This is a genomic window from Kitasatospora sp. NPDC051170 (assembly GCF_044455705.1).
Classification (GTDB): Bacteria; Actinomycetota; Actinomycetes; order Streptomycetales; family Streptomycetaceae; genus Kitasatospora.
The window spans coordinates 81583-106929 of sequence record NZ_JBITFA010000001.1; the positions used below are offsets into that span (position 1 = coordinate 81583).

At 73.1% G+C, this 25347-nt stretch carries 25 protein-coding genes; 9 read left to right on the plus strand and 16 right to left on the minus strand.

Features of this window, described 5'->3' with window-relative positions; translation table 11 throughout:
• Positions 1–116: 116 nt before the first annotated feature.
• The 4 genes from ACIBCA_RS00405 to ACIBCA_RS00420 all read left to right on the plus strand — a co-directional run bounded on the left by ACIBCA_RS00405 (position 117) and on the right by ACIBCA_RS00420 (position 4228).
• Complete coding sequence (locus ACIBCA_RS00405) at positions 117–1649, plus strand: MFS transporter (RefSeq protein ID WP_396280518.1); 1533 nt, start codon at positions 117–119, stop codon at positions 1647–1649.
• A 74-nt stretch (positions 1650–1723) separates the two neighbouring features.
• A complete protein-coding gene (locus tag ACIBCA_RS00410) occupies positions 1724–2113 on the plus strand; it encodes an SCO5389 family protein (RefSeq protein WP_396280519.1) in 390 nt (129 codons plus the stop codon).
• A 211-nt stretch (positions 2114–2324) separates the two neighbouring features.
• Positions 2325–3362 carry an LLM class flavin-dependent oxidoreductase gene (locus ACIBCA_RS00415; protein ID WP_396280520.1) on the plus strand — a complete coding sequence of 346 codons (1038 nt, stop codon included), beginning with the start codon at positions 2325–2327 and terminating at the stop codon, positions 3360–3362.
• A 134-nt stretch (positions 3363–3496) separates the two neighbouring features.
• Entirely contained in the window at positions 3497–4228 is a 732-nt protein-coding gene (locus ACIBCA_RS00420) for a hypothetical protein (RefSeq protein ID WP_396280521.1), read from the plus strand.
• A gap of 220 nt (positions 4229–4448) precedes the next feature.
• Here the strand turns inward: ACIBCA_RS00420 and ACIBCA_RS00425 are convergent, their stop codons facing one another.
• From ACIBCA_RS00425 to ACIBCA_RS00440, 4 genes are all read right to left on the minus strand, one after another.
• Positions 4449–6194 carry a hypothetical protein gene (locus ACIBCA_RS00425; protein WP_396280522.1) on the minus strand — a complete coding sequence of 582 codons (1746 nt, stop codon included), beginning with the start codon at positions 6192–6194 and terminating at the stop codon, positions 4449–4451.
• A 95-nt stretch (positions 6195–6289) separates the two neighbouring features.
• Positions 6290–7036, minus strand: coding sequence for an FAD:protein FMN transferase (locus ACIBCA_RS00430; protein WP_396280523.1), 747 nt, complete (start codon positions 7034–7036; stop codon positions 6290–6292).
• Positions 7033–7512: an FMN-binding protein gene (locus ACIBCA_RS00435; RefSeq protein ID WP_396280524.1), complete on the minus strand. Its 480-nt coding sequence runs from the start codon at positions 7510–7512 to the stop codon at positions 7033–7035. Before ACIBCA_RS00435 ends, ACIBCA_RS00430 begins: the two co-directional genes overlap by 4 nt.
• Positions 7513–7589: 77 nt before the next feature.
• Positions 7590–8936, minus strand: a complete 1347-nt coding sequence (locus ACIBCA_RS00440) for a ferric reductase-like transmembrane domain-containing protein (protein ID WP_396280525.1) — start codon at positions 8934–8936, stop codon at positions 7590–7592.
• A gap of 267 nt (positions 8937–9203) precedes the next feature.
• Between ACIBCA_RS00440 and ACIBCA_RS00445 the strand changes: the two genes are divergently transcribed.
• Complete coding sequence (locus tag ACIBCA_RS00445) at positions 9204–9914, plus strand: response regulator transcription factor (RefSeq protein WP_396280526.1); 711 nt, start codon at positions 9204–9206, stop codon at positions 9912–9914.
• A complete protein-coding gene (locus tag ACIBCA_RS00450) occupies positions 9911–11383 on the plus strand; it encodes an ATP-binding protein (RefSeq protein WP_396280527.1) in 1473 nt (490 codons plus the stop codon). The genes ACIBCA_RS00445 and ACIBCA_RS00450 overlap by 4 nt, the downstream gene beginning before the upstream one ends.
• A 115-nt stretch (positions 11384–11498) precedes the next feature.
• Here the strand turns inward: ACIBCA_RS00450 and ACIBCA_RS00455 are convergent, their stop codons facing one another.
• Entirely contained in the window at positions 11499–13034 is a 1536-nt protein-coding gene (locus ACIBCA_RS00455; RefSeq protein WP_396280528.1) for a serine/threonine-protein kinase, read from the minus strand.
• A gap of 244 nt (positions 13035–13278) precedes the next feature.
• On the opposite strand from ACIBCA_RS00455, the gene ACIBCA_RS00460 reads away from it, so the two are divergent.
• A complete protein-coding gene (locus ACIBCA_RS00460; RefSeq protein ID WP_396281211.1) occupies positions 13279–14286 on the plus strand; it encodes an NADP-dependent oxidoreductase in 1008 nt (335 codons plus the stop codon).
• A gap of 108 nt (positions 14287–14394) precedes the next feature.
• Here ACIBCA_RS00460 and ACIBCA_RS00465 read toward each other — a convergent pair whose 3' ends face one another.
• Positions 14395–14871: a hypothetical protein gene (locus ACIBCA_RS00465; protein ID WP_396280529.1), complete on the minus strand. Its 477-nt coding sequence runs from the start codon at positions 14869–14871 to the stop codon at positions 14395–14397.
• Positions 14868–15791 (minus strand): ATP-binding cassette domain-containing protein, encoded by a 924-nt coding sequence (locus ACIBCA_RS00470; protein WP_396280530.1) that lies wholly within the window; start codon positions 15789–15791, stop codon positions 14868–14870. The genes ACIBCA_RS00465 and ACIBCA_RS00470 overlap by 4 nt, the downstream gene beginning before the upstream one ends.
• Before the next feature lie 165 nt (positions 15792–15956).
• Here ACIBCA_RS00470 and ACIBCA_RS00475 point away from each other — a divergent pair, with 165 nt between their 5' ends.
• Together ACIBCA_RS00475 and ACIBCA_RS00480 are read left to right on the plus strand one after the other, a co-directional pair.
• Positions 15957–17195: a sensor histidine kinase gene (locus ACIBCA_RS00475; protein ID WP_396280531.1), complete on the plus strand. Its 1239-nt coding sequence runs from the start codon at positions 15957–15959 to the stop codon at positions 17193–17195.
• Positions 17192–17866: a response regulator gene (locus tag ACIBCA_RS00480; protein WP_396280532.1), complete on the plus strand. Its 675-nt coding sequence runs from the start codon at positions 17192–17194 to the stop codon at positions 17864–17866. The genes ACIBCA_RS00475 and ACIBCA_RS00480 overlap by 4 nt, the downstream gene beginning before the upstream one ends.
• On the opposite strand, the gene ACIBCA_RS00485 is transcribed toward ACIBCA_RS00480, so the two are convergent.
• From ACIBCA_RS00485 to ACIBCA_RS00525, 9 genes are all read right to left on the minus strand, one after another.
• A complete protein-coding gene (locus ACIBCA_RS00485; protein ID WP_396280533.1) occupies positions 17842–18402 on the minus strand; it encodes a hypothetical protein in 561 nt (186 codons plus the stop codon). The genes ACIBCA_RS00480 and ACIBCA_RS00485 overlap by 25 nt on opposite strands.
• A gap of 1 nt (position 18403) precedes the next feature.
• The gene (locus ACIBCA_RS00490; protein WP_396280534.1) at positions 18404–19423 is read right to left on the minus strand and encodes a hypothetical protein; all 1020 of its coding nucleotides are present in this window, start codon (positions 19421–19423) and stop codon (positions 18404–18406) included.
• 55 nt (positions 19424–19478) lie between these two features.
• Entirely contained in the window at positions 19479–20021 is a 543-nt protein-coding gene (locus tag ACIBCA_RS00495) for a hypothetical protein (protein ID WP_396280535.1), read from the minus strand.
• 85 nt (positions 20022–20106) lie between these two features.
• Positions 20107–20676, minus strand: a complete 570-nt coding sequence (locus tag ACIBCA_RS00500) for a hypothetical protein (RefSeq protein WP_396280536.1) — start codon at positions 20674–20676, stop codon at positions 20107–20109.
• 2 nt (positions 20677–20678) lie between these two features.
• Complete coding sequence (locus ACIBCA_RS00505; RefSeq protein ID WP_396280537.1) at positions 20679–22229, minus strand: hypothetical protein; 1551 nt, start codon at positions 22227–22229, stop codon at positions 20679–20681.
• A gap of 41 nt (positions 22230–22270) precedes the next feature.
• Complete coding sequence (locus ACIBCA_RS00510; RefSeq protein WP_396280538.1) at positions 22271–22603, minus strand: WXG100 family type VII secretion target; 333 nt, start codon at positions 22601–22603, stop codon at positions 22271–22273.
• Positions 22604–22703: 100 nt separating this feature from the next.
• Positions 22704–23312 carry a response regulator gene (locus ACIBCA_RS00515; protein ID WP_396280539.1) on the minus strand — a complete coding sequence of 203 codons (609 nt, stop codon included), beginning with the start codon at positions 23310–23312 and terminating at the stop codon, positions 22704–22706.
• Positions 23309–24442, minus strand: coding sequence for a sensor histidine kinase (locus ACIBCA_RS00520; RefSeq protein WP_396280540.1), 1134 nt, complete (start codon positions 24440–24442; stop codon positions 23309–23311). The genes ACIBCA_RS00515 and ACIBCA_RS00520 overlap by 4 nt, the downstream gene beginning before the upstream one ends.
• 42 nt (positions 24443–24484) lie before the next feature.
• Positions 24485–24913, minus strand: a complete 429-nt coding sequence (locus ACIBCA_RS00525; RefSeq protein WP_396280541.1) for a hypothetical protein — start codon at positions 24911–24913, stop codon at positions 24485–24487.
• Between the last annotated feature and the right edge of the window lie 434 nt (positions 24914–25347).

The window sequence follows — 25347 nt, forward strand, 5'->3', positions numbered from 1 at the left end:
TCCTATCCTTAATGAACGCTTGTGTTCCCTAATGCCCCGGGACTACCGTCGATGGTGGCGGACGAGCCCGCTCGCCCTCCCCGTCGTTCGCACCCGAGCCACTGGGGGACCAGGCCATGGCCACCTCGCGCGCCCTGGCGACCGCCCCGCCCGCGACCGCGCGCCGGGGCCAGCACCCAGGGATAGCCCTCACCGTCATCGCGGCCACCCAGCTGATGGTGGTCCTGGACATCACGATCGTGAACATCGCCCTGCCGCACATCCAGCAGGCGCTGGGTTTCTCGACCACCAACCTGTCCTGGGTGATCAACGCCTACACCCTCACCTTCGGCGGTCTGCTGCTCCTCGGCGGCCGGGCCGGCGACATCCTCGGGCGCCGGCGGGTCTTCGTGGTCGGCGTCCTCGTGTTCAGCGCGGCCTCTCTGCTGGGCGGCGTGGCCCAGTCCTCCGCCTGGCTGCTCGCGGCCCGCTCGCTCCAGGGCCTCGGCGGCGCCATCGCCTCGCCGACCGCGCTGGCGCTGATCGCCACCAACTTCAGGGAGGGCCCGGCCCGCAACCGCGCCTTCGGGGTCTACTCCGCCGTGGCCGGAGCGGGCGGCGCGGTCGGACTGCTGCTCGGCGGGATGCTCACCTCCTGGCTCTCCTGGCGGTGGGTGTTCTTCGTCAACCTGCCGATCGGCCTGGCCATCGCCCTGCTCGCGCCGCTGTACATCAACGAGTCCGAGCGCCACCCCGGGCGCTTCGACCTCACCGGCGCCTTCACGGCCACGACGGGCATGGTCTCGCTGGTGTACGGATTCATCCGCGCCTCCGAGCACGGCTGGTCGGACTCCGTCACCCTGCTCGCCTTCAGCCTGGCCGTCGCCCTGCTGGCGGCCTTCCTGCTGAACGAACGGCGCGCGCCGCAGCCGATCACGCCGCTGCACCTGTTCCGCGACCGCAACCGCTCCGGCGCGTACGGGCTGATGCTCTGCGTGGCGGCGGCGATGTTCAGCATCTTCTTCTTCGTGACCCTGTTCGTGCAGGACATCCTCGGCTTCAGCCCGCTGCGCGCGGGCTTCGCCTTCCTGCCGATCAGCGCGGCGATCATCGCGGCCGCACAGTTCGCCGCGCGCAACCAGATCCGCTTCGGCCCCAAGCCCTTCCTGATGGCGGGCTCGCTGCTGGTCCTGGGCGGCGTCCTGTGGTCCACCCGCATCGACTCCCACACCAGCTACGCGGGCGGCGTGCTCGGGCCGACCCTGATGTTCGGCTTCGGCATGGGCTCGATCTTCGTCCCGGTGATGCTGACCGCCGTCTCGCACGTCGCCCCGCACGAGGCCGGCGCGGCCACCGGCATGCTCAACACCACGCAGCAGGTGGGCGGTTCGCTCGGGCTGTCGATCCTCGTCACCGTGTACGGCACGGCGAGCCGCAACGAGGCGGGCCACCAGGTGGCCGCGTTCCTGCGGCAGGCGAGCCCGCAGCAGGCGGCCGAGTTCAGGGCGAGCGGGCGGCTTCCGGCCCCGTACTCCTCGGAGGTGCTGGTGCACGGCATCGCGAGCGCCTTCCAGATGGGGCTGGTCTTCGCGGCGCTGGCGGTGCTGATCGCCGTGTTCGTCATCAAGGTGCGCAGGCCAGAGGCCCCCTCCGCGGGGGAGGCGGCTTGACAGGGCGTCAGGGGGCCCGGCACAGTCCTTCTTGCAATGGTTTTCATCTTCGATAACCAGGAATGAGGACACCCATGTCGCTCGACGTCTCCCCCGCCCTCCTCGCCCAGGCCCAGGAGGGGCGCGTCGCCCAGGACGACTTCCTCGAGACCGTCCGCGCCTCGCTCCCGTACGCCTACCAGGTCGTCGCCGGGCTCAGCACCGAACTCGCCGCCACCGAGCAGGAGTTCAGCACCGACAACACCACACCCAGCGACGAGGAGCGCGCCCAGCTGCTGCGCGCGCTGGCCAGCGACGCGATCCGGGGCAGCCTGGAGGACCACTTCGGGGTGAAGCTCGCCTTCGTCAACTGCCACCGCGTCGGCGCGTTCCGGCCGGGCTCCGAGGAGAGCGAGGCGTACCTGGAGTTCACCTCGCTGCACAACCAGATCCGCAACCAGAGCCCCGAGCTGCGCAGCTGCTGAGCCCTTCGTACGAGCCCGTCCGGCGAGCCCCGTCCCAGGCTCGCCGGGCGGGCTCGCGCGCTTGCGGCGTGAACCCCGGTTGCGCCGTGTTGCGCGCCCGTATCCGGATCGCGCGCCGATCTTGTGGCCCGGCCTTGCCGGTGCGTACGTTCGACGGGCACCCCGGCCCGGACCCTCCCGGGCCCGCCCCACACCACGCGGAGCCGCCACCATGCCGTCGAACCCCCGCCCGCTGCGCAAGCTCGGCTTCCTCACCATCGGGCTCTTCGACGAGGCCGACCCGCGCCGGGGCCACGAGGACACCCTCGACCTCATCGCGTTCGGCGAGCGGCTCGGCTTCGACAGCGCCTGGCTGCGGCACCGCCACCTCCAGTACGGGATCTCCTCCCCCGTCGCCGTGCTCGCGGCCGCCACCCAACGCACCAGCCGCATCCAGCTCGGCACCGCCGTCACCCCGCTCGGCTGGGAGAACCCGCTGCGGCTCGCCGAGGACCTCGCCACCGTCGACGTGCTCTCCGGCGGCCGGCTCAACCCCGGGTTCAGCGTCGGCCCGCCCGTCCACTGGGAGAGCGTGCGCGGCGCCCTCTACCCCGACACCTGGGAGCGGGAGGACTTCTCGCCCGCCCGCGCCGAGCGCTTCCTCGCGCTGGTGCGCGGCGAGGACGCCTCCGACGTCGAGGGCACCGAGGGGATCGAGCAGTACTCGCGGCGCGTCCAGCCCCACTCCCCCGGGCTCGCCGACCGGCTCTGGTACGGCGCGGGCAGCACCCGCTCCGCCCGCTGGGCGGGCGAGCAGGGGCTCAGCCTGCTCACCAGCAGCGTCGTCAAGGCCGAGGACCCCGAGCGGACCCTCGACTTCGCCGCCATCCAGGCCGGGCTGATCCACACCTTCCGCAGCCACCACCCGCTCGGCGAGCGCGCCCGCGTCTCCCAGGGCCTCGTCGTCATCCCCACCGACTCCGCCACCCCCGAACAGCGCGCCAGGTACGAGGCGTACGCGGCCGCGCGCACCCCCCGCACCCTCACCCCGCAGGGGCCCGCGCGGCTGCTCTTCGCCCCGGACCTGGTGGGCACCACGGAGGAACTGGTCGAGCGGCTGCACGCCCACGCGGGCTTCCGGGAGGTGGACGAGGTGGCGTTCGCCCTGCCGTTCACCTTCGGACGCGAGGACTACGAGCAGATCCTCACCGACCTCGCCACCCGCCTCGCACCCGCACTCGGCTGGCAGCCGGGCGCCGACCTCGGCTGACGCTCCGGGCCGACCGGGGTTCTCCAACTGCCGGTCGGTCCTGCCCGGTTCGCATGCAACCGGGCGTCAGGCGGTGGCGTCCCCGCTCGTACGAACAGCCGTCAGGCTGTGAGACCGGGGGGACATCACCGCGCATGACGATCGACGACGCCGTACCCGCGCAGCCACGGGTCACGCTGCCGCCCTGCCCCAACTGCGGACTCACGGACGCCCTCCGGGGCGTACCGGCCGTGCACTTCGCCGAGCACCGGACCGTCAGGGTCCGCGTGCGGGGCGAGCGGGGCCGCCCGGACCACACCGAGACCCGCGAGGAACTCTCCGCCCTCGGCCGGGCGCTGGCGCCCAAGCCGCCGAGGCCGAGCATCCCCGTGACGCTGCTCACGTTCGTGGGCGTCCCGGGCACGATCGCCGCGATCTTCACCCTCGTCCAGGGCACCATCGCGCGCAGCACGCCCGTCATGGAGAAGCCCAACCTGTCGCCGCCCGACTGGGTCACGCACCCGGCCCCGGGCAACGGCCCGCTCTGGCCACCGAGCACCCACGAGCCGACGCCCCACGTGCCCGGGCCCGTCAGGTACGAGGAAGGCATCGTCCCGCTGTGGGCGTCGATCCTGTTCATCGTCGCGGCCGTCGCCCTGCTGGTGACCGCGGGTCTGTTCCACCGCTCCCGGCAGCGCCGCCTGGCGGCCGGGTGGCCCATGGCCGAACGGCTCTGGCGGCAGAGCTGGTACTGCGACCGGTGCGGCAGCGTGCACTTCGCGGCCTCGGCCGGGCAGGGCGCGGGGGCGCTGAGCCTGCCCGAGTTCCGCCTGGCGGTGTGGTCGGCGGGCGGGTACGGCGACCTCGCCGGGCACTACCAGGTCTAGGGGAGCCGGGGGCGGGCCGTCGACGGTGAGTGTTCGAAGGGATTTCACTCGAAGGTGCATGTGGCAGTTGTGCCACTTTTCCTGAGGAGCTCGCCGCGCTCGGCGACGCGAAGTTCGAGGAGCGGTACGGCGAGCCCCGGCCGATGCGCCGGGCGTAGGGCGCCCGTGCACACTGCGGTGGTCTTCGCGGTCGGTCGTGGCCGCGAAGACCACCGCGGGCTCAGGCGCTCTCGGCGACGATCGTCCTCGGGTCCTCCTCGGTGAGGCGACGGAGGGCGGCTGCGGCCTGGGACTCGGGCGGGGTGCCGTCGTCCGGGAGCACCCAGCGGAGGCGGGCGGGATTCTCCACCGGCACCCGGTACTGCCAGATCGTCACCACGACGGTCTCGGGGCGGCTGGGGTTGACGCTGATCCAGCCCGGTTTGGCGTTCCAGCGCTTGAGCAGCTCAGGTTCCTGCTCCAGACCCGTCCTGATCAGGTGGGCCATGGTGCGGGCCGGCCAGGACCAGGAGTCGTCCGTCTCCGCGCGGGTGATCTCCGCGTCGTAGGCGGCGGCGTCGAAGCGGTGGGTGGGCAGCTCGGGTGCGGGTGTGCGGTTGCCCGGCAGCATGCCCGGGTATCGCCAGTTCTCCCACACCACCTCCGGCCCGTCGCGGCGGATGGTGACGTACACGGCGCCGCAGCACTCCTCCGCGCTGCAGTCGGGCATCGCGAGCCGCACCTCGCGTGGTTCCTCCGTCGCCCTCAACTGGCCGTCACTGAGCACGTGTTCAGGCCTGCCGGCGGCGCCGTTACCGAAGACCTCCGGGACCACCGGACGGCCGTCGATGAGGATGCGGGTCTCGACGTGCTGCCGGTCGGCGGGGTCTGCGGCCACCACCTCGATGCGCAGCCCGGCAGGCGGGACCGGATGGTCGGGCAGCCGCCGCAGGGTGCGGCGCAGCCAGTCGGTGCGGTGCTGCTGGTCCGGATCGCTCACCTCCGCCCAGCGGGGCTCGGCGAGGAGGTGGCGGAGGATGGCGAGGAGTTCGGCGCGGCGGCCGGGTGGCCAGTCGAGCAGGACGGCGCTGCCGCTGCTCAGGTCCAGGGCGAGGGAGAGCAGGGTGGCGGCGTGGTCGAGGGTGGGTGGCAGCCCGACGGCCCGGGTGGCGACGCTCTCGTAGAGCCTGAGCGCGTCGTCGCAGGCGAGGAGGTCGCGCGCCGCGTCCGATGAGCGGCCCATCCGGACGAGGAGCAGGCCCGCACGGGCCAGTAGGTGAGTGTCGGTGGGGTGTTCGTCGAGCAGGTCCGCGAGTCGGGACGCATCGGCGATGCGTCGGGCCACGTCGCCGGTGAGGAGGCGGTGCTCGGTGGGGAACGCGAGCAGTTCGGTGGGTACGGCGTGCGGGTCGTCCCGCCACAGGGCCTCGGCCAGTGGCCGCTGTTCGGGGCGGCCGGCGTTGACGGCCAGCCAGACGACGGCGGAACGTCGCCGGTCGAGGGTGTCGAGGGCGAGGACCGCCAGGATGTTGAGGTCCCGGTAGAGGCCGAGGACCGACAGGTACGGGACGTCCTCGGGTTCACCGAAGCGGGCGAGCAGGGCGAGGCCGGCGGCCACGGCGGGCACCGTCGTGCCGGTGCGGGTCAGTTGCCGCCCGAGGGTGCGGGCCGTCTCCTCGTCGTGCGCCGACAGCGGGAGGCGGTCGACGACGCGCGCGATCGAATATTTGTGGCGCCCGCCGAGGCCGAGGCGCTCGAAGCCGTCGGCCAGGGCGTCGGCCGAAGGCGGCAGCGGGGTGAGCGCTTCCTCGAGGAGGGTGTCGACCTCGCTCCAGGGAGGCGTCTCCTCGTCGGGGTCCGGTTCTGCGGGCAGGTGGTAGCCGCGTCGTGCCGGTACGCCGCCCGGGGAGGCGCGCAGCAGGTTCAGTGCGCGGTCGTGAAGAGTGAGCGGGGGCGTGAGCGCAGGGCGCTCTTCCTGGGCGCTCACCAGGTCGGGGAGAACTCGATTCCGTTGATCATGGGCGGCAGCCTGCCACAGGAGCCGTCGTCTGTCGACCGGTTTTCCGGGCTGTCAGGAGGCCGTCAGGCGGCCGTCCAGCGGGCCAGGCCCGGAGTGGAGAGGCTGCGTCCGTCGGGGAGGATCGCGAGGGCCTCAAGGTCGGGGCGGGCCGCGGCCCAGGCGAGGGCGCGGTCGGAGCCCATGGCGAAGGCGGCGGTGGCGTAGGCGTCGGTGTCGGCGATCCCGCGGCCGACCAGGGTGAGGGAGGCCAGGGCGGTGGCCGGGCGGCCGGTGTGCGGGTCGTGGATGTGGGCGCCGCGTTCGGCGGTGCCGGAGGTGGCGACGGCCAGGTCGTGGCCGGTGATCACGGTGGCCAGGGCGCCGGGCTGCAGCGGTTCCGCGACGCCGATCCGCCAGGGGCCGCCGACGGTCTGCACGTCGCCGCCGCCGCTGACGCAGTGCGCCGTGGAGCCCGCCTCGGACAGGGCGCGGGAGGCTTCCTCGATGGCCCAGCCCTTGACCCAGCCGCTCGGGTCGAGCCGTCCGGCCGGGTGGTCGGTGAAGTAGCCGTCGGTCTCCTCCGCGATCCGGGCGCACTGGCGCAGCGCCTCGCCGATCCGCGGATCGCAGTCGGCGAGGGCGAGTTCGCCGCGTCCGAGGCGGCTGACGGGGCTGTCCGGCCGGTAGGGGGAGAACAGGGCGTCGAGTTCGTGCAGCCGGGCGGTGACGCGGCGCAGGGCTCCGAGCGTGGAGGGGGCCGGGTCGCGCACGGTGAAGGAGAAGACGGTGCCCATGACGTGCTCGGCGTGGCGCAGCGGGGGCGTGGTCATCCGCGGGCCTTGTCGAGGGCGCTCTGAAGGGAGCGGGTGTAGCCGTCGCTGGTGTAGCTGGCGCCGGAGACGACGTCGATCTCGGCGCTCTGGGCGGTGATGGCCTCCTGGTTGAGCTGGGGCAGGGCGTAGGAGTTGATGGAGCGGTCGCGGCCGCTCTCGCTGGGGTAGCGCACGACGTCGATGCGGGTGATCCGGGTGCCGGCGAGGGTGACCTTGACCTGGACGGGGCCGTAGCGGGTGTCGGCGGCGTCGCCGGTGACGGTGCGGGTGGTGGTGGTGGTCGGGGAGGCCGTCGAGCCGGGAGTCGCCGGAGTCGCCGAAGTGGCCGCGGTGGCCTGGGTGGCGGGCTGCGGGCCGGCGTCGGAGCTGATCGGCCGGGTGGCGGCGCCGCCCGCGCCCGCGTGGGGCTTCAGCGACAGCAGCAGCACCACGCCGGCGGCGGTGGCCGCGGTGGTGACGACGACTCTGCGCACGTTCGTACTCCTCCAGGGGTGAACGGTCCTCGGGGCGGCGGGGGTTCGGGGGTTCGGGGGTTCGGGGGTTCGGGGCTTCAGAGGGCGAAGGACTCGTGGTGCAGCCGGGAGCGCGGCACGCCCGCCGCCCGCAGGGCGCGTACGGCCTCGGCCGTCATCGCCTCCGGCCCGCAGAGGTACACCTCGTGGTCGGCGAGGTCCGGCAGCATCCGGGCCAGGGCCGCACCCAGGTCCCCCACCTGCTCGCGGGGGCCGATCAGGTGGTGCACCCGGGCTCCCCGCCGCGCCGCCACGGCCGCCAACTCCTGCTGGAACAACAGGTCTTCGGGCCGCCGGGCCCGCTGGACGAGCGTGACCTCGCCGGGCAGCGTCTCGAACAGCGCCCGCAGCGGGGTGATCCCGACGCCCGCGCCGAGCAGCAGTACCTTGCGCCGGCGCTGCAGCCTGCCGGTGAACGCCCCGTACGGGCCCTCGGCGCGCACCCAGGTGCCGGGCCGCAGGCGGGCGACGGCGGCGCTGTGCCCGCCGAGGGCCTTGACGGTGAAGCGCAGGAACCTCGGGTGCGGCGGCGCGGAGAGGGAGTACGGGTTGGCGGCCCAGCGCAGGCCCGGCGCCTGGAACTGGAGGCGGAAGAACTGCCCGGACTGGACCCGCAGTTCGTCCAGGCGCTCGCCGGTGACGTACACCGAGACCACGCCCGGCGCCTCCTCGCGCACCTCGGCGACGCGCAGCCGGTGGCGGCGGTCGCGCAGGGCGGGCGCGGCGAGCCGGAACCAGGCGATGAGGACGGCGGTGCCGCCGTACAGCAGGTACCACAGTGCGAGGCCCGGGCCGTCGCCGAGGTCGGCGCCGGTGCTGAGCTGGTGGCCGAAGGCGAGGGCGACGGCCAGGTAGGTGGCGAGGTGGAGGTGGTACCAGGTCTCGTAGCTGAGGCGGCGGCGGGCGGCCCGGGCGGAGACGGCGCCGGTGCCGAGCAGGAGCAGGGTCCCGGCCGTGGCCTTGAGCATGTCGGAGAAGTGGAACACGATCTCCACGCCCTCGGCGAGGACTCCCCTGCCGTCGGTGAGCGCGTAGCCCCAGACGATCGTCAGCACGTGGGCGGTGACCAGGCCGACGAGCCAGCGGCCGCCGAACGCGTGCCAGCGGGCCAGGCGGTCGGCGCCGACCCCGCGCTCCAGCGGCGGGAGCCGGGCCATCAGGAGCAGCAGCACCGGCGCCGCGTACCCGGCGAGCAGGCCCGTGATCCGGCCCGCGCCGGTCAGCCAGCCGACTGCGCCCGCGACGGCGAGGGTGTCGCGCCACCAGGGCAGGAGCACGGCGAGGGCCCCGGCGGCGATCGCGGCGAGCACGGCGGCGGGGAGCAGCCGCGCGGACGGCGCCCGGCGGACGGCGCCGGCGTGACGGGCCTGGGTGGCGGTGGCCACGGGCGGGCCTCCCCTCGGTCGATCGGTCGTTCAGGTGCCCGGTCAGCCTGGCACCGAAAGCTCTGAGTTCCCTCTGAGTCCGCTGGGGACGAAGGGGCGTCTTCGCAGGTCAGAGCGGGTTCTCCGGGCCCGTCCTGGCGTTGTGGATCTCACCGCTTTCTCATCGCGGGCTGGCAGGATCGGCGCCGAACCACCCGCATCCACTCCCCTCCACTCCCCTCCGCTCGCCTCCACTTCCCTCCACTCCCCTTCACTTCCCGGAGTCCCATGGACCACAGCCCCGACCGGCAGCCCTGGCGCATCCTGGTCGTCGACGACGAGCCGGACCTGGTCGAGGTGCTCTGCGCCGCCCTGCGCTACGAGGGCTGGCAGGCCCGCGCGGCCCGCGACGGCGCGTCCGCCGTCGCCACCGCCGCCGAGTGGCACCCGCACGCGGTGGTGCTCGACATGATGCTGCCGGACCTGGACGGCATGGAGGTCCTGCGCCGCATCCACCTGGAGCGGCCCGAGGTGCGGGTGCTGTTCCTGACCGCGCGCGACGCCGTGGAGGACCGCATCGCGGGCCTGGCCGCCGGGGGCGACGACTACGTGACCAAGCCGTTCAGCCTCGCCGAGGTGACCGTACGGCTGCGCAGCCTCCTGCGCCGCACGCCCGGCGGTCCGGTGACGCCTCCCGAGGGCGCCCTGGTGCTCGGCGACCTGGTGCTGGACGAGCGAGCCCGCGAGGTCACCCGGGGCGGCGAGGTGATCGAGCTCAGCCCGACCGAGTACGCGCTGCTGCTCCACCTGCTGCGGCATCCGAAGCAGGTGCTCAGCAAGGCGCAGATCCTCGACGCGGTCTGGTCGTACGACTTCGGCGGGCGGGCGCACGTGGTGGAGCTGTACATCAGCTACCTGCGCCGCAAGCTCGACTCCGGCCGGCCGCCGATGATCCACACCGTGCGCGGCGCCGGGTACCTCATCAAGGCCGCGCCGTGAGGCGGCTGCCCCGGATCGCGCCCAGGACGCTGCGCTCCCGGCTGATCGCCGGGGTGCTCGCCCTGCTGGTGCTGACCTGCGGCGGCGTCAGCCTGGCGACCACCGAACTGCTGCGGCACTTCCTGGTCGGGCAGCTGGACCAGCAGCTCGCCCAGGCCGGCGGCCGCTACGCCGCCAGCCTGGAGCACACGGGCGGCGGCGGCCCCGGCACGGACACCCGGGCCCAGGCGCCCGGCACCTTCGGCGCCCGCCTGCTGGGCGGGCAGGTCACCGCCGCCGGCGTCGTCGACGGCGACGCGGACGACGCCGAAGTGGCCTCCGGCGACCGGCCCGCCGACACCGACGACCTCGTCACCCTCTCCGCCGCCGACCGACATCACCTCGCCGCCCTGCCCCCGGACGGCTCGGCGCACGGCGTGCGCCTGGCCTCCCTCGGCGGCTACCGCGTCCGCGCGGTGGCCGGGCGGGACGGCGACGTGCTGGTCACGGGCCTGCCGACCGGACCGGTGGACGCGACCGTGCACAAGCTGGTGATGGTCGAGCTGCTGGTCTTCGGCGTGGCCCTCGCCGCCACCGGGATCGCCGGCGCGGTGTGGGTGCGGCTCTCGCTGCGCCCGCTGGAACGCGTCACGGGCACCGCCGAGCGGGTCAGCGCGCTGTCGCTCGCCAGCGGCGCGGTGGCGCTGTCGGAGCGCGTCCCGGACGCGGACCCGCGTACCGAGATCGGGCGCGTCGGCTCGGCGTTCAACCGGATGCTCGGCCACGTCGAGGACGCCCTCGCCCGGCGCCACCGGGTCGAGGAGCGCCTGCGCGGCTTCGCCGCCGACGCCGGCCACGAACTGCGCACCCCCCTCGCCACGGTGCGCGGGCACGCCGAACTCGCCCTGCGCCACCCCGGCCCGGTGCCGCCCGAGGTACGGCGCTCCCTCGGCCGCATCGAGGCCGAGTCCCGCCGGATGGGCACCATCGTCGAGGACCTGCTCCTCCTCGCCCGCCTCGACGCCGGACGCCCTCTCGCCGACGAGGAGGTCGACCTCACCAGACTCGCCCTCGACGGCGCCGCCGACGCCCACGCCACCGCCCCCGGCCACCGCTGGCGCCTCGACCTGCCCGAGCAGCCCGTCCTCGTACGCGGCGACGCCGACCGGCTGCGCCAGGTGATCGCCAACCTCCTCACCAACGCCGCCGCCCACACCCCCGAGGCCACCGAGGTCACCCTCCGCCTCGCCCCCGCCGACGACGGCGTCACGATGACCGTCACCGACACCGGCCCGGGCATCGACCCGGCACTCGCCCCCCGGGTCTTCGAACGCTTCGTCCGCGGCGACCCCTCCCGCTCACGCACCACCGGCAGCACGGGCCTCGGCCTGGCCATCGTCCACGCCGTGGCCGAGGCCCACGGCGGCACGGTAGGCGTCGAGAGCCGCCCGGGCCGGACGGTGTTCACCGTGCTCCTCCCCGCCGCCTGAGCCGAAGGGCGGGCTCAGGCCTCCGGGTAGGCGGTGGTGGGGATCCGGCGGACCTCGACGCCGAGGCCCTCGACGGCGGCGTCCGGGATCCGGGCGGCCGGTTCAGGTGCTTCGGTCACGGTGTCACGGCCGCCTCGTCGGGCAGCCACCTGAGGCGGACGGCGCCGGCGGCGAGGGCGTTCGCCAGGAGCAGCATCCAGCCGCCGGGGAGCAGGACCAGGTGCTGCATGTAGCCCGGGGGATCGGTTTCGACCGACAGGCCGAAGGTCGTCATCAGCGTGATCACTCCGACGACCGCCACTCCGGCGATCCACATCCAGAACACCGCACCGACCGCCTTGCCGAGGGCCCATACGTCCCCGCCTTCGGAGTGCCGCAGGATGCAGGCCGCGGCAACGGCGAGCGCGACCGTCGTGCCGACGATCCCCGCAGGCAACAGCACCCAGAGCCCCTCGACTCCGGGTATGCCGCCGGACACCTTCTCGAACGGGTGGCCGGGGTCGAACTCGTAGACCCTCTCCGCCAGTTGGATGCCACTGCCCTTTGCCGACCAGCTCTCCCTCAGGAACGGAAGCGCCGCCGCGGCCAGCAGCGCCACACTCGCCCCGCCCAGGGAGAACCAGCGCCGGACCGCCGCCCGCCAGCGCCCGCGCGGCGCCGACGGGACCGTCCGGGCGGCGGGCGCGGGCTCCACCCGGACGGTCTTGGGCTCGGTCCGGCCCGCCGTCAGGCCGACGCGTGCGGCGTGCAGCGCGTCCGTGCGGCGGCGGATAGCCGTGTTGGCGCCGGTGATGCGCATCCAGGTGCCGGGGCCGGGGGCGTCGCCGAGGGCCTCCTCGCACCATTCCCGGACGGCCTCCGGGGTGGGCCGGCGGTCGGGGCGCTTGCGCAGGCAGCGGGCGATCAGGTCGCGCAGCGGCTCGGGGACGGCGGACATGTCGGGTTCCTCGGCCATGATCCGGTAGCCGACGGCGATCTCGTTGTCGGCGCCGAACGCGTCCGTGCCGGTGGCGAGGTAGTAGAGGGTGGAGCCGAGGGCGAACACGTCGGAGGAGGCGCCGACCGGATCGCCCTTGGCCTGCTCGGGCGACATGTAGAGCGGCGTCCCGATCCGGGTCGACTGACTGCGGTGAACCGCCGTCTCCGCCAGGGACTTGACGATGCCGAAGTCGATGACCTTGGGCCCAGTCTCGTCGAGCATGATGTTGCCGGGCTTGAAGTCGCGGTGCACCACCTCGGCCCGGTGGATGTCGGTGAGCGCGTGCGCGATGCCCCAGGCGAGTTGCAGCACCTCGCCGGCCGGGAGCGCGCCGTGGTCGGAGACCAGCTCGCGCAGGGACGGCCCGGCGACGTAGGTGGTGGCCAGCCAGGGGCGGTCGGCGTGCGCCTGTGCGTCGAGCAGCGGGGCGACGTACGCGCCGCGGACGCGCTGGGCGGCGGTGACCTCGTACGCGAAGCGGCGCTTGAACTCCGGTTCCTGGCCGAGGTCGTCGCGGATGACCTTGACCGCCGCCGCCTGCCCGCCGGGCGAGAGGGCGAGGAACACCTCCCCCATGCCGCCGGTGGGAAGCCTGGCCACGAGCTGGAAGCCGCCGAGCTCGTCCGGGTCCTCGTCCCGTAGCGGACGGAACCGAAACTCCTCGCCGCCCAACGCGATCCTCCCCCTGCTCGGCGCGGCCGCTCCCCTCCCCGGGGGCGTGTGTCGCGCGTCACGATCCGTTTCCCGCAGCGTACTGGGGAGATCACCCCGTCGCACGCCCCGACTCCGTACTGTCACCATGGCGCGATGGAGGTCCACGCGTGGTCTCCAGGCCCTGGCGGACTGACTGAGCGCTTGCTTAGAATCAGCGCGTCCGACCCTGCCGCGTGACCCAGGAGACGCCTTGTCCGACGCCATGACCACCGCGAACCGCCAGATCCGCCTCGCCCGCCGCCCCGTCGGCGAGGTCGTCCCCGAGGACTGGGCGCACGGCGCCGAGCCCGTCCCGGCGCCCGGGGAGGGCGAGTTCCTCGGCCGTACGCGCTTCCTGTCGCTGGACCCGGCGATGCGCGGCTGGCTCGACGACCGGCCCTCCTACCTGCCGCCGGTGGGGCTGGGCGAGGTGATGCGGGCCGGCTCGGTGGTCGAGGTGGTGGAGTCCAACCACCCCGACTACCAGGTGGGCGACCACGTGGCGGGCGTGTTCGGCGTGCAGGAGTACGCGGTGTCGAACGGGCGCGGCGCGACGAAGGTCGACCCGGCGCTCGCGCCGCTGTCGACCTACCTCGGCGCGCTCGGGATGCCCGGGATGACGGCCTACTTCGGACTCCTGGAGGTCGGCGCGCTGAAAGAGGGCGAGACGGTGGTGGTGTCGGGGGCCGCCGGAGCGGTGGGCAGCCTCGTCGGGCAGATCGCCAAGGTGAAGGGCTGCCGGGTGGTCGGCATCGCGGGCGGGCCCGCCAAGTGTGCCGTGCTGACGGAGGAGTTGGGCTTCGACGCGGCGATCGACTACCGGGCCGAGGACGTCCGCGAGGCGCTGCGCAAGCACGCGCCGAGCGGCATCGACGTGTACTTCGACAACGTCGGCGGGGAGATCCTCGACGCCGCCCTCACCCGGCTCGCGATGCGCGCCCGGGTGGTGGTGTGCGGGGCGATCAGCCAGTACAACAGCGAGACGGACGTGCAGGGCCCGTCCAACTACCTGGCGCTGCTGGTGCGTCGGGCGCGGATGGAAGGGTTCGTGGTGTTCGACTACGCGCGGCGCTACGCCGAGGCGGCCGCGGAGCTGGCGGGCTGGATCGGCGAGGGGCGGATCACGGTGAAGGAGCACGTGGTGGACGGGGGCGTGGACGACTTCCCGGCGACTCTGGGGATGCTGTTCCGGGGCGAGAACACCGGGAAGCTCGTCCTGCGGCTCAGCTGAGCGGCGAAGCCTGGCGGATGGCGGGGGTTCCGTCGGCCAACAGGGCGGTGAGCAGGGGAGGTTGGGCGGCGACGATCGTTCGCCGGACCGGCCTGCCTGGCTCCCCCGTCAGACGTCCCGGCGCTTCAGGGCGAAGGCCGCCAGGGCGAGGGCGACGGCGAGGTGCTTGCCGGTGAGCGCCCGCATCCCCAGCACGAAGGTGAGCAGGGCGAGCACCTGACCGAACACGGCCGCCGCCCCTCCCACCACCAGCGCCTTGGCGAGCAGCACCCGCCCGCGCCGGGGCACGGCGGCGAGCGTCGAGCGGATCTGCCCGGTGCCGTACTCGCTGGAGGCGGCGAGGGTGCCGAGCGTGCCCATCGCGAGGACGGCGACGTAGAACCCGCCGGAGAACCCGTAGCGGACGGGGTCGAAGCGGGCGCGCTCGGCGGCCGTCCAGGCGTCCCAGTGGTCGACGGCGCCGCCGTAGTCGACCAGTCCGATGAACAGGGCTGCGGCGAGGGCCACGGCGGCGGAGAGCGGGGTGGCGCGTACGCTGCGCAGCTTGATCCACTCGGCGGCTACGGCTCCGCGGATGCTGCTCATGCGACCTCCTCCTCTGCCAGGGTCCCGACCGCGTTCCCGGCGGCCTCGGTGGCTTCCATGAACGCCTCCTCCAACGAGGCTTGCCGGACGGTGAGTTCGTACACTCCGATGCCGTGTGCGGCGGCCAGCTCGCCGATCGCGGCCGGTTCGGCGCCGGTGACGGCCAGCGCCTCACCGTCCTCCTTGGCGACCGATGCCCCTGCGCTTCGCAGCACCCGTGCCAGCTCGGCCGGTCGGGCGCAGCGCACCAGTACGTCGGTACGGGCGTGCCGGGCGAGGAACTCGCCGGTGGAGCAGTCGGCGACCAGCCGCCCCCGCCCGATGACGACCAGGTGGTCGGCGGTGACGGCCATCTCGCCGAGCAGGTGCGAGGAGAGCAGCACCGTGCGCCCCTCGGCGGCGAGGTCGCGCAGCAGGGTGCGCAGCCACAGCACGCCCTCCGGGTCGAGCCCGTTGACCGGCTCGTCCAGCAGCAGCACCGGCGGGTCCCCCAGCAGTGCGGCGGCCAGGCCCAGCCGCTGCTTCATACCGAGCGAGTACCGCCCGGCCCGCCGCCGCCCCGCCGCCTCCAGCCCGGTGAGCGCCAGCACCTCGCGCACCCGCCGTACGCCGATACCGTGCGTGGCGGCGAGGGCGAGGAGGTGGTGGTGGCCCGAGCGGGCGGGGTGGACGGCGCCCGCGTCGAGCAGCGCGCCGGCCTCGCACAGCGGCCGCCGCAGCGCCGCGTACGGCTGGCCGTTGACGGTGGCTTGGCCGCCGGTGGGGGCGTCCAGCCCGAGGATCATCCGCAGGGTGGTGGACTTGCCGGAGCCGTTGGGCCCGAGGAAGCCGGTGACCTGCCCGGGCCTGGCGGTGAAGCTGAGCCCGGCGACGGCGAGGGTGCCGCCGTAGCGTTTGGTGAGGTCGCGTGCCTCGATCATCGTCGTGCCTTTCCTTGTGACGTGCCTCCACGCTCCCGTCCCGGGCGGGGTCGGATCGTCGGGCCGTGGGCGGAGTTCGCGGGCCGGGCGGGCCGCGCTCTCCACCCGTGGTCATAGGCCTGCGGGGCGATGCCGGGCCGGTCGGCCCGCGGCTAGCCTGGGGCGATGATCGCTGCCCCGCTCCCGCCGGCCGCCCGGCGCCTGCGCCCGGGCCACTGGGTGGCCCTGGACGTGGCGGTGGCGCTGGCGCTGACCGTCGTCACCTGGCTGCGGGTGCTGGAGGCAGGCCGGGTGTTCGACCCGCACCACCGGGGCTACGCGCCGCCGAGCACGGCCGAGCTGGTCACGGTGCTGGCCTGCGTGCCGGTGGTGGGGGCGGCGACCGCGCTGCGGCGGGTGGTGCCGGTGGCCGCGTCCGGGGTGGTGTTCGCCGCCTGGGCGGTGGTCGTGGCGGTGGCCGGGTGGCTGACGATCGCCAACCTGGCCGGGTTCCAGATCGCCGTCGCCGCCGGGATGCTCGTCTACGTGACGGCCGCCCGGCAGCCGCCGCGCACCTCCGGCGCGGTGCTGGCGCTGGGCCTGGCGGGCACCGGCCTGAGCGCCTTCGGCTCGCGGGAGCTGTGGAACAACCTGCTGCTCGTCGCGCTGGAACTGCTGCTCTGCTGGGCGCTCGGCCGCGCCGTGGCCCGCTACCGCGCGTACGGGGTGGAGCTGCGCCGGTACCAGGTGGAGCTCGCCCGGGCAGAACTGACGGAGGAGCTGGCGGAGGAGCGGATGCGCCTGGCCCGGGAGCTGCACGACGTGATCGCGCACAGCATGAGCGTCGTCAACGTCCAGGCGGGGTACGGCCGGTTCGTCATCGGGCGGGACGGCGCGAAGGCCGAGCAGGCGCTGGAGGCGCTGGAGGCGATCGAGACGGTCAGCCGCGAGGCGATGGTCGAACTGCGCGGGCTGCTGACGGTGCTGCGCGGCTCGGTGGTCGAGGAGCTGACGCCCGCACCCCGCCTGGCGGACCTGGAACGGCTCGTCGCGAGCAGCGCCGAGGCCGGGGTCCGGGTCGAACTGCGGGTCGGCGGCCGGGTGCGGCCGCTGTCGGAGGGCGTGGAGCTGTCGGCGTTCCGCATCGTCCAGGAGGCGCTGACCAACGTGGTGCGGCACGCGCACACCGACGCCGCGCGGGTGGCGGTGGCGTACGAGGAGGAGCGGCTGGTGCTGGAGGTCACGGACGACGGCCGGGGCGGCGCGGTGCGCGTCGGCGGGCACGGCCTGGCGGGCATGGCCGAACGCGCGGGCCTCTACCGGGGCCGGGTGGAGGCGGGCCCGCTCCCTGGCGGCGGCTTCCGGGTGCGGGCGGTGCTCCCGGTGGTGACGGCGGTGACGGTGCTCCCGGTGGTGACGGCGTGACCGCGCCGGTCCGGGTGGTCGTCGCGGACGACCAGACGCTCGTACGGGCCGGGCTCGCCGGGATCGTCGCCGCCGCCGAGGGCTTCGAGGTCGTCGGCGAGGCCGCCGACGGCGCCCAGGCCGTCCGCCTCGCCCGCTCCGCCCACCCCGACGTGGTGCTGATGGACATCCGCATGCCGGGCACCGACGGCCTGGCGGCCACCCGCCAGGTCACCGCCGAGAGCGGCGGGGTGCGGGTGCTGATCCTGACCACCTTCGACCTCGACGAGTACATCTACGGCGCCCTGCGCGCCGGCGCCTCCGGCTTCCTCCTCAAGTCCACACCCCCGGAAGACCTCCTCGCCGCCATCCGCGTCATCGCCGCCGGCGAAGCCCTCCTCGCCCCGAGCATCACCCGCCGCCTCATCCGCACCTTCGCCTCCCGCCCCGCCGAACCCTCGGCCACCTCTGCCTCGGCGGAACTCACGCGCATCCAACGAGCGCTCACCGAGCGCGAGTTGGAAGTCCTGACGTTGATCGGCCAGGGCCTCACCAACACCGAGATCGCCCACCACCTGGGCGTCACCACAGGCACCGTCAAAACCCACGTCGGCCACCTGCTCGCCAAGCTGGCGGCCCGCGACCGCGTGCAGCTGGTCATCACCGCCTACCGCGCGGGCCTGGCCGCGTAGCCCTCTTCGGCATCCCACGCGTCCAGGGCACCGGAATCGAGGGAGGTCACGGGCTCCGCCGAGAGGTGCTCGTGCCAGGGTCTGATCCGCACCGCCCGGCCGCCGAAGTTGAAGGCCCCGCTCTCATCGGCGATGACCTCCCCACCCCGCTCGTACACGAGGAGGAGCGGCTCGAACGGGTCAGGCAGGTACGGGAGTTGCACCCCCGGCGTGTCCCGGAGGGTCGCCCACCGTAGGGCCGCCCGGCAGGCAACCCCGGTGCCGATGCCGCCGACGTTCGCCAGAAGGAACCCCTCCACCCACTCGGCCACCTCGGACGCGACCCGCACCTCCGGGGCGAGGGCCCCGGCGAGGTCGAAGAACGGCCACCTCGGCGGCCCGCCCACCACCTCCGCCCACAGCGCGGCCCGGCGGAGATACTCCACCATCAGCCGCGCCCTGGACGCCACGTGCGCGTTGCGGCCTTGCAGGTTGTTCCACTTGATGTGGGCGAGACGGTCCATCGCCGCCTCGGTGAGACTCGCGTTCCTTTGCACGTCACCGTTCCAGAGCAGTTCTGGCCCGCAGGGAACGAGCCCGGTCGTACTCGGCATCAACGGCGTCCAGGGCATCGGTGTCGAGGGACGTGGCCGGCTCCGGGGAAAGGTGCTCCCGCCAGGGCCGGATCTGCACCCGCAGGATGCCGAAGTTAAAGGCCCAGCTGTCGTCGGGGACGATCTCCCCGCCTCGCTCGTACATGAGAATCAGCGGCTCGAACGGGTCCGGCAGGTCCGGGACTTGCACGCCCGTCGTGTCGCGCAGGGTTGCCCATCGTACGGCCGCTCGGCAGGCATTCTCGGTCGTCAGGCCGCCGACACGGGACGCGAGGAACTCCTCGAGCCGCTCGGCGAGCTCCGCGTCCACATGAACGTCCGGAGCGAGAACCCCGGCGATGTCGAAGACGGGCCACTTCGGTGGCCCGCCCAGCGCCTCGGCCCAGAGCGCGGCCCGGCGGAGGTACTCGATCATCAGCTTGGACATGGAGGCCGCGTGCGCGTTATGGCCTTCCAGATTCGTCCAGTTGATGCGGAGGAGCCGTTCGATCACCGCGTCAGCGGAATCGGCCCGAGGCAGCCAGTCCGCCAGGCTGCCTCGCCCCAGGCTCACGGTGGCATCGACGTCGATCATCCCGGTTCCGTCGAGACCGAACCCGCCGCCGTGCTCGAACAGGGAAACGACGGGCTCGTACGGGTCCGGAAGCCGGGGCAGGGCTGTGCCGGACTCCTTGAGGGCGGCAAAGTGCAAGGCTCCCTCGCAGCACTTCCGAACGGCCGTGCTCTGCAACGCGCAGACCCTCCCGACCCGTTCGATCAGCTCGGGGTCAGCGCGGACGGACGGGTCGATCAGGGCCGCCACATCAAAGAAGGGCCACGACGCCTCCGCCCCCAACCGGTCGGCCCACTGGGCCGACCGCCGCAGGTACTCCCTCATGAGCGAGAGACGCAGCCTCGGGTTCGTCTCCGCGGGATCCCAGTCGATGTGCATCAACCGGTCGGCCAGGGCGTGCGTGCCGTTCATCGTTCCTCGTTCGGTCCGGCGCCCGCTGACTGTCCGTCCGTGTCGCGTTCCCCGCTCATTCCTGGTCGAGGGCGTCGAGGACCGTGGAGTCGAGCGCGATGACATGAGTGTGGGAGAGGTGATCGGAATGTCGGCCCAGGCGAACCGCGATGCCGTCGAGGTCGATGAACTCCTCGACGTGGAATCCGCCTCCCCGCTCGAACATGAGCAGCAGTGGGTCGTAGGGATCGGGCAGGTCGGGGAGTTCGATCTTGGTCTCGTGCCGAAACGCGGGCCAGTGGACGGCGCCTCGGCAGGATTCTCGGATAGTTGGACGTCGCACGGCGCCCGAGAGGTACGTCTCCAGATCGGTGGCGACGTCGGGATCGGCGCGGAGCACGGGATCGATGTGCCGGGCGATGTCGAAGAACGGCCAGAGATCCACGGCATCGAACACGTCGGCCCAGCAGGCGGACCGGCGAAGGTACTCGCGCATCAGAGCGGCCCGGGACCGGGTGTGGGCTTGCGCACCGTCCCAGTCGTTCCACTCGATCGCCTGCAAGCGTTCCAGCACGACGCGCGAGAAGCCCTTTCGATGGCCGCCTCGGGAGGCTTCCACGCGATGGCCTTGAGGCGGGCAACCATGGCTGGCACAGCATCGGCACTCATGTCGGATCGCAACTCTTCGCACGGGATGTCTCGGTTCACCCCTGCGACGGCCCGCCGCGGTCCGCCAGCGCGCGAAACTCCGCCCAGCCTCGCTCGTCGAGGGCGTCGAGGGCGTCATCTTCGAGCTCGACGACCGGGGTCGGTGACAGATACGCCCTCCAGTCGCGCAGGGGCACCATGACCGCTCCGAAATCGGCGAACCCGTTGGCGAACGAGAATGGGCCGCCGCGCTCGTAAAGCCTGACCAGCGGCTCGAAGGGATCGGGCAGTGGCCGCAGATCCGGCCCGGAGGCGTCCCGTACGGCGGCCCACTCGACCATGGCCACTGATGGTTCGGCGGCAAGCCACATGGTCGTGGAGCCCTCGATGAATTCCTCGAGTTCCGCGACCACCGCGGGAGCGGCTCGCACTCCCGGCGCGACGATGGCCGCAAGGTCGAAGAAGGGCCAGTACCTGGTATCTCCGTAGGCATCGAGCCACAGTGCGCAGCGGCGCATGTACTCCTTCATGAGCGCCGCCCGGGAGAAAGACTTCTCACGCGCCTCTTTGTGCGCATCCCATCGGATATCCTTGAGGCGGTTTACCATAACCTGAATCGAATCCATGATCACTTGATATCATACCCTAGTGCTCGAAGTTGGGGCTTGAGGGCTTCGACGACGACATCGAGGTTGGAGAGATCCGCGGCGACGGACTCCACCGGAGTGGTCAACCCAAGATCCTTCCAGTGGTCGAGGGACCCCTCCGCCGACACTTCCCCGGTATGAAAGCTCCTCGGCGCCAAATTGTGTGCACCGAAATGCTGGGGGTTGATGTTGAACGTGCCGTCGCTCTTCCAGGCGTCCGGGTGGCTCGAGAGGTACGGGAGGCCCGCCTCCATCAGTTTCGCCTCGACGTACTCATGGGCGAGCGTCCCCCGGAAAGCCGGAATTCTCGCCTCGTTGAGGAACCCGTTCACGGCCCCGTTCCAAGGAATGGAGATATCCGAATCCGGCGTGAAATACACATCGTGCACGACGTTTTCCTTCCCGGGACCTATTTGGACGCTATGGCGATTGACCATGAGATTGTCCTTCGCGACCTGGACGATTCGGGGATCGACGCCGACCTTCCTGGCGACCTCGGCCACGTCATCCGACCTGGTCCGATAGTCCTCGTAGACCTTCACACCCCTCTCATCCGCAGCTGTCGTCGGAGCGGACGCATAGGCGGTCCCCGACTCCGATATCCAGGGTTCCGGGCGGGGCGTTTCGCCGGCCGGCCAGCCCCTCGCCTCTGCCCCGGTGAACGTGGGACGCCGCTTCGGGGTGACCTTCCCCGGGGCGGCGCCGGCGCCGACGGCGCCGGTGATGAGGTCGAGGGGCATGACCGGGCCGGTTTGGAAGGTGGAGTCGTAGGCGTAGGTGAGGCCGGCGCCGACGGCCATGCGGCCGGGGAGGGATTCGGCGGCGGTGGCGGCTTTGGCGAGGCCGGTGAGGGCGAGGGGGGCGGCTTCGGCGCCGGCGGCGGCTTTGACGAGGGCGCGGCCGCCGGCTCCGAGGCCGCCGCCGGCGGCGCCCATGATCTCGCCGGACTTGCCCGCCTCGACGGCCTCGTCGAGGCTGTAGCCGCCGTCGCCGAACAGTTCGACGCGGATGGGCTGGGCGACGGCGAGGTCGACGGTGATGGCCTCGACGGCGCCGAAGGCGGCGCCGACCAGGATGGTGGCCGCGATCAGGGCGATGGTCTCGGAGACCGTGATGCCGACCGACGCGGCCGTGGCGACGATGGCCGCGGAGGCGGCGAGGGCGGCGCCCTCGGAGATGCCGACGGTGACGATGGCGAGCGCCGTGCCGACCAGGAGTGTGCCCGCGACGAGTGCCGCTTCCTCCTCCAGCTTGTCGATGGCCTTGTCGACCTCGTGGGCGAAGTCGCGCAGCGCCTTGGCGAGGGCCCGGCAGGCGGCGGCGGTCTCGGGGAGCCAGCCCTTGTCCTTGCCGCCGTAGTAGCGGCCCCAGAACTTGCCGAAGGCGTCGATGGCCGGGCCGTGGTTGTTGGCGACGATGGCGGCGGCGGCCTTGTTGGTGGGCACGGTGACGTTGTCGAGGGCGGTGGCCATCGCGTCCCAGGCGTCGGCGACATGGCGGAGCTTTCCGGGGTCGGCGTCCGGCCACCACATGCCGGTGACCTTCTGGACGGCCTTGGCGACAGAGGACTTGCTCACGGCGTCAGGTTCTTGCGGGCGTGGTTGTCCGTGTCGGTGTGGTTGTCCGCGTGGGCGACCAGGCCGTCGTGGATGCTGCCCAGGCCCTTGACCAGCACGTCGAGTGCCTTCAGCACGTTGTCGTGCGGGTCCTTGTACGCCTGGGAGAACTCGTGGCCCTGCTTGTCGTCACCCCACGGGCTGCCGGCGTCCGCCAGGGTTTTCCTGAGTTTGTCGACCGCTTCCTTGAGGGCCTTGCCCTGGGTCTCGAAGGTCGGCGCGGCGTCCTTCAGCTCCCCCGGCCGGACCTTGAACTCCGGTCCACCCGCCTTCGCATCGTCAGCTGACATGGCGACACCCCCGTGCTGTTCGTACTCCCATGGTGCGAAGAGGGGGATGGCTGTGCAGGTTGACGCGGTTTCAGCGCGGGTGCGTGAGGTCGGTCACAGCTCAGAGCCAGCCGCGGTCGTCGGCGAGGCGCAGCGCCTCGGTGCGGTTGCGGGTGCCGGTCTTGACGATGGCGGCGGAGAAGTAGTTGCGGACGGTGCCTTCGGAGAGGTAGAGCTTGGCGGCGATCTCGGCGACGCCGGCGCCGGAGCGGGAGGCGTTGAGGACGTCGCGTTCGCGGGCGGTGAGCGGGGAGGTGCCGGCGGCGAGGGTGGCGGCGGCGAGGTCGGGGTCGACGACGCGTTCGCCGGCGGCGACGCGGCGGATGGCGTCGGCGAGGACTTCGGCGGGGGCGTCCTTGACGACGAAGCCGACGGCACCGGCTTCCATGGCGCGGCGCAGGTAGCCGACGCGGCCGAAGGTGGTGAGGATGACGACGCGGCAGCCGGGGGCCTGTTGGGCGAGGACGGCGGCTGCGGCGAGGCCGTCGAGTCCGGGCATCTCGATGTCGAGGAGGGCGACGTCCGGTGCGTGCGCGCGGGCGGCTTCGGCGACCTGGTCGCCGCGGCCGACGGCGGCGACGACCTCGAAGTCGTCCTCGAGGTCGAGCAGGGTGCGCAGCGCGGTGCGTACGAGTTCCTGGTCCTCGGCGAGCAGCAGCCGGATCGTCATCGTGGGCCTTCCGGGAGGGTGACGAGCAGTCGCCAGCCGCGCGGGGTGAGCGGGCCGGCCTCGACCGTACCGCCGGCGGCGGCGACGCGTTCGCGCAGGCCCGTCAGGCCGCCGCCGGCCGTGCCCTCGCCGCCGCGGCCGTCGTCGCGGATCTCGGCGGAGGTGGCGGTGAGGGTGACGGTGCAGCGGGTGGCCCGGGCGTGGCGGACGACGTTGGTGATGCCCTCGCGGACGACCCAGCCGAGGAGTTCGCGCTGTGCGGGGGCGACGGCGTCGGTGGCGGTGGGCAGGTCGGCGACGATGCCGGCGGCGCGCAGGAGTTCGCGGGCGCGGGCGAGTTCCCCGGCGACGGTGACCTCGCGGTAGCCGGTGACGGCGGCGCGGACGTCGGTGAGGGCCTGGCGGGAGAGGGTCTCGACGGCCTCCATCTCGGCGACGGCGCCCGGCAGGTCCTTGGGGGCGAGGCGCTGGGCGAGGCGGGCCTTGACGGTGATCGCGGTGAGGGAGTGGCCGAGCAGGTCGTGCAGGTCGCGGGCGATCCGGTTGCGCTCGGCTTCGGAGGCGAGCCGTTCGACCTCGGCGTGGGCGTCGACGAGGGCGGTGTTGGTGGCGTCGAGCTCGGCGAATCCGCCGCAGGTGAGCGCGGTGAAGAGGAGGGCGAGTGCCTGGAATCCGGCGGGGCCGGTGTGCCAGGGGCGTACCGCCCAGGGCAGGAGCAGCGCGGTGAGCGCGGCGCCGACGATGACGGGGCCGACGTGCCGGACGCGGAGCACGGCGACGAAGGACACCACCACGGTGGCGAGGTAGAAGGCGTTCTCGTGCGTGAAGGGCAGCGCGGCGAGGAACAGCGCCGTCATCGCGGCGAGCATCGCCGTCAGCCCGCGGTACGCATCCCGGTGCAGGGCGACGGCCGCGAGGACCGTGCAGAGGGTGAACGCGCCGACGACGGCGTAGCCGGCCGTCGCCGCGCGGCCGTGAACGGTGGTGCCGACGGCCACGGCGGCGACGGCGGGGTAGACGAGCATCCCCGCACCGAGCAGCAGTCTTCGCGGGCCGGGGCCCCCGTGGGCGGAGTCGGTCACGCGGTCGGGCGTGGTGCCGGTCGGGCCGCTGGTTCCGCTGCCACTCATGGTGCCGGTCGTACGGTCGTGCGGGCTCACCCGTCCCCCTCGTCAGAGCCTGGCGAACAGGGTACGCAGGTGGCGGCCGTTGAGCACCGCCGCCACCCCCAGCAGCGCGAGGCCGCACAGGCCCTGCTCCGCCTTGAACCAGGCCGGGAAGGTGCCGGGCAGGGCGATGATCACCACGGTGGCGGCGAGCATCGCGCCGGAGATGATCCGCAGCCGCCGGTAGGCGGTGCGGGAGCCGCGGGCGGCCCGCTCGGCGATCAGCACGGCGACGACCGCGCCGGCGGTGACGATGGTGCCGCGCACCCAGACCGAGGGGGTGACCAGGTCGGCGTGGTCGCGCAGGAGGAAGGCGACGGCGAGGGTGGCGGCGCTGAGGCCCGCGTACGCGAGCAGGAGGCCCCGGACGGTGCGGAAGGCCCGGCGGGTGTCGGAGGGGCGAAGCTCCGGTCGGTGCAGTTCGGTGGTGGTCATGGCATCCATGCTGCTCGCGGGGCCCGCACCGCTGGCAGTGTGCTCGCGCACCGGTGACACATGACAATTGTCAGCACCCCGCGCAGGACTGGCCACGCCCCCGGGGTCACTCGGACGGGCGAGCGCACATGCCAGCGTCACGCGCCCCTAGCACGAACCCGCCTACGCTCACGCGGAATCGGCCGAGAAACCCTTCGCACGAGCGAATCAGGCGCTACTTCCCTGTGCCCGCGCGCCGGGGCGAGAAGCCTTGGGGGCGGGGCCAGGACCGGCCTCCCGGTACAGGTGTGCGAACGGCCCGACATGTCGGTCGAGTTGCCACAAGTCGGTTGTCGCGCAGTATTTTTGAGATTCGGTCAGGATTGTCCGGAACTTGGCTATGCTGCGGCCCACGCCTGCGGAGCCGGTCGACGCCCCGTCCCGTACCGCTCCCG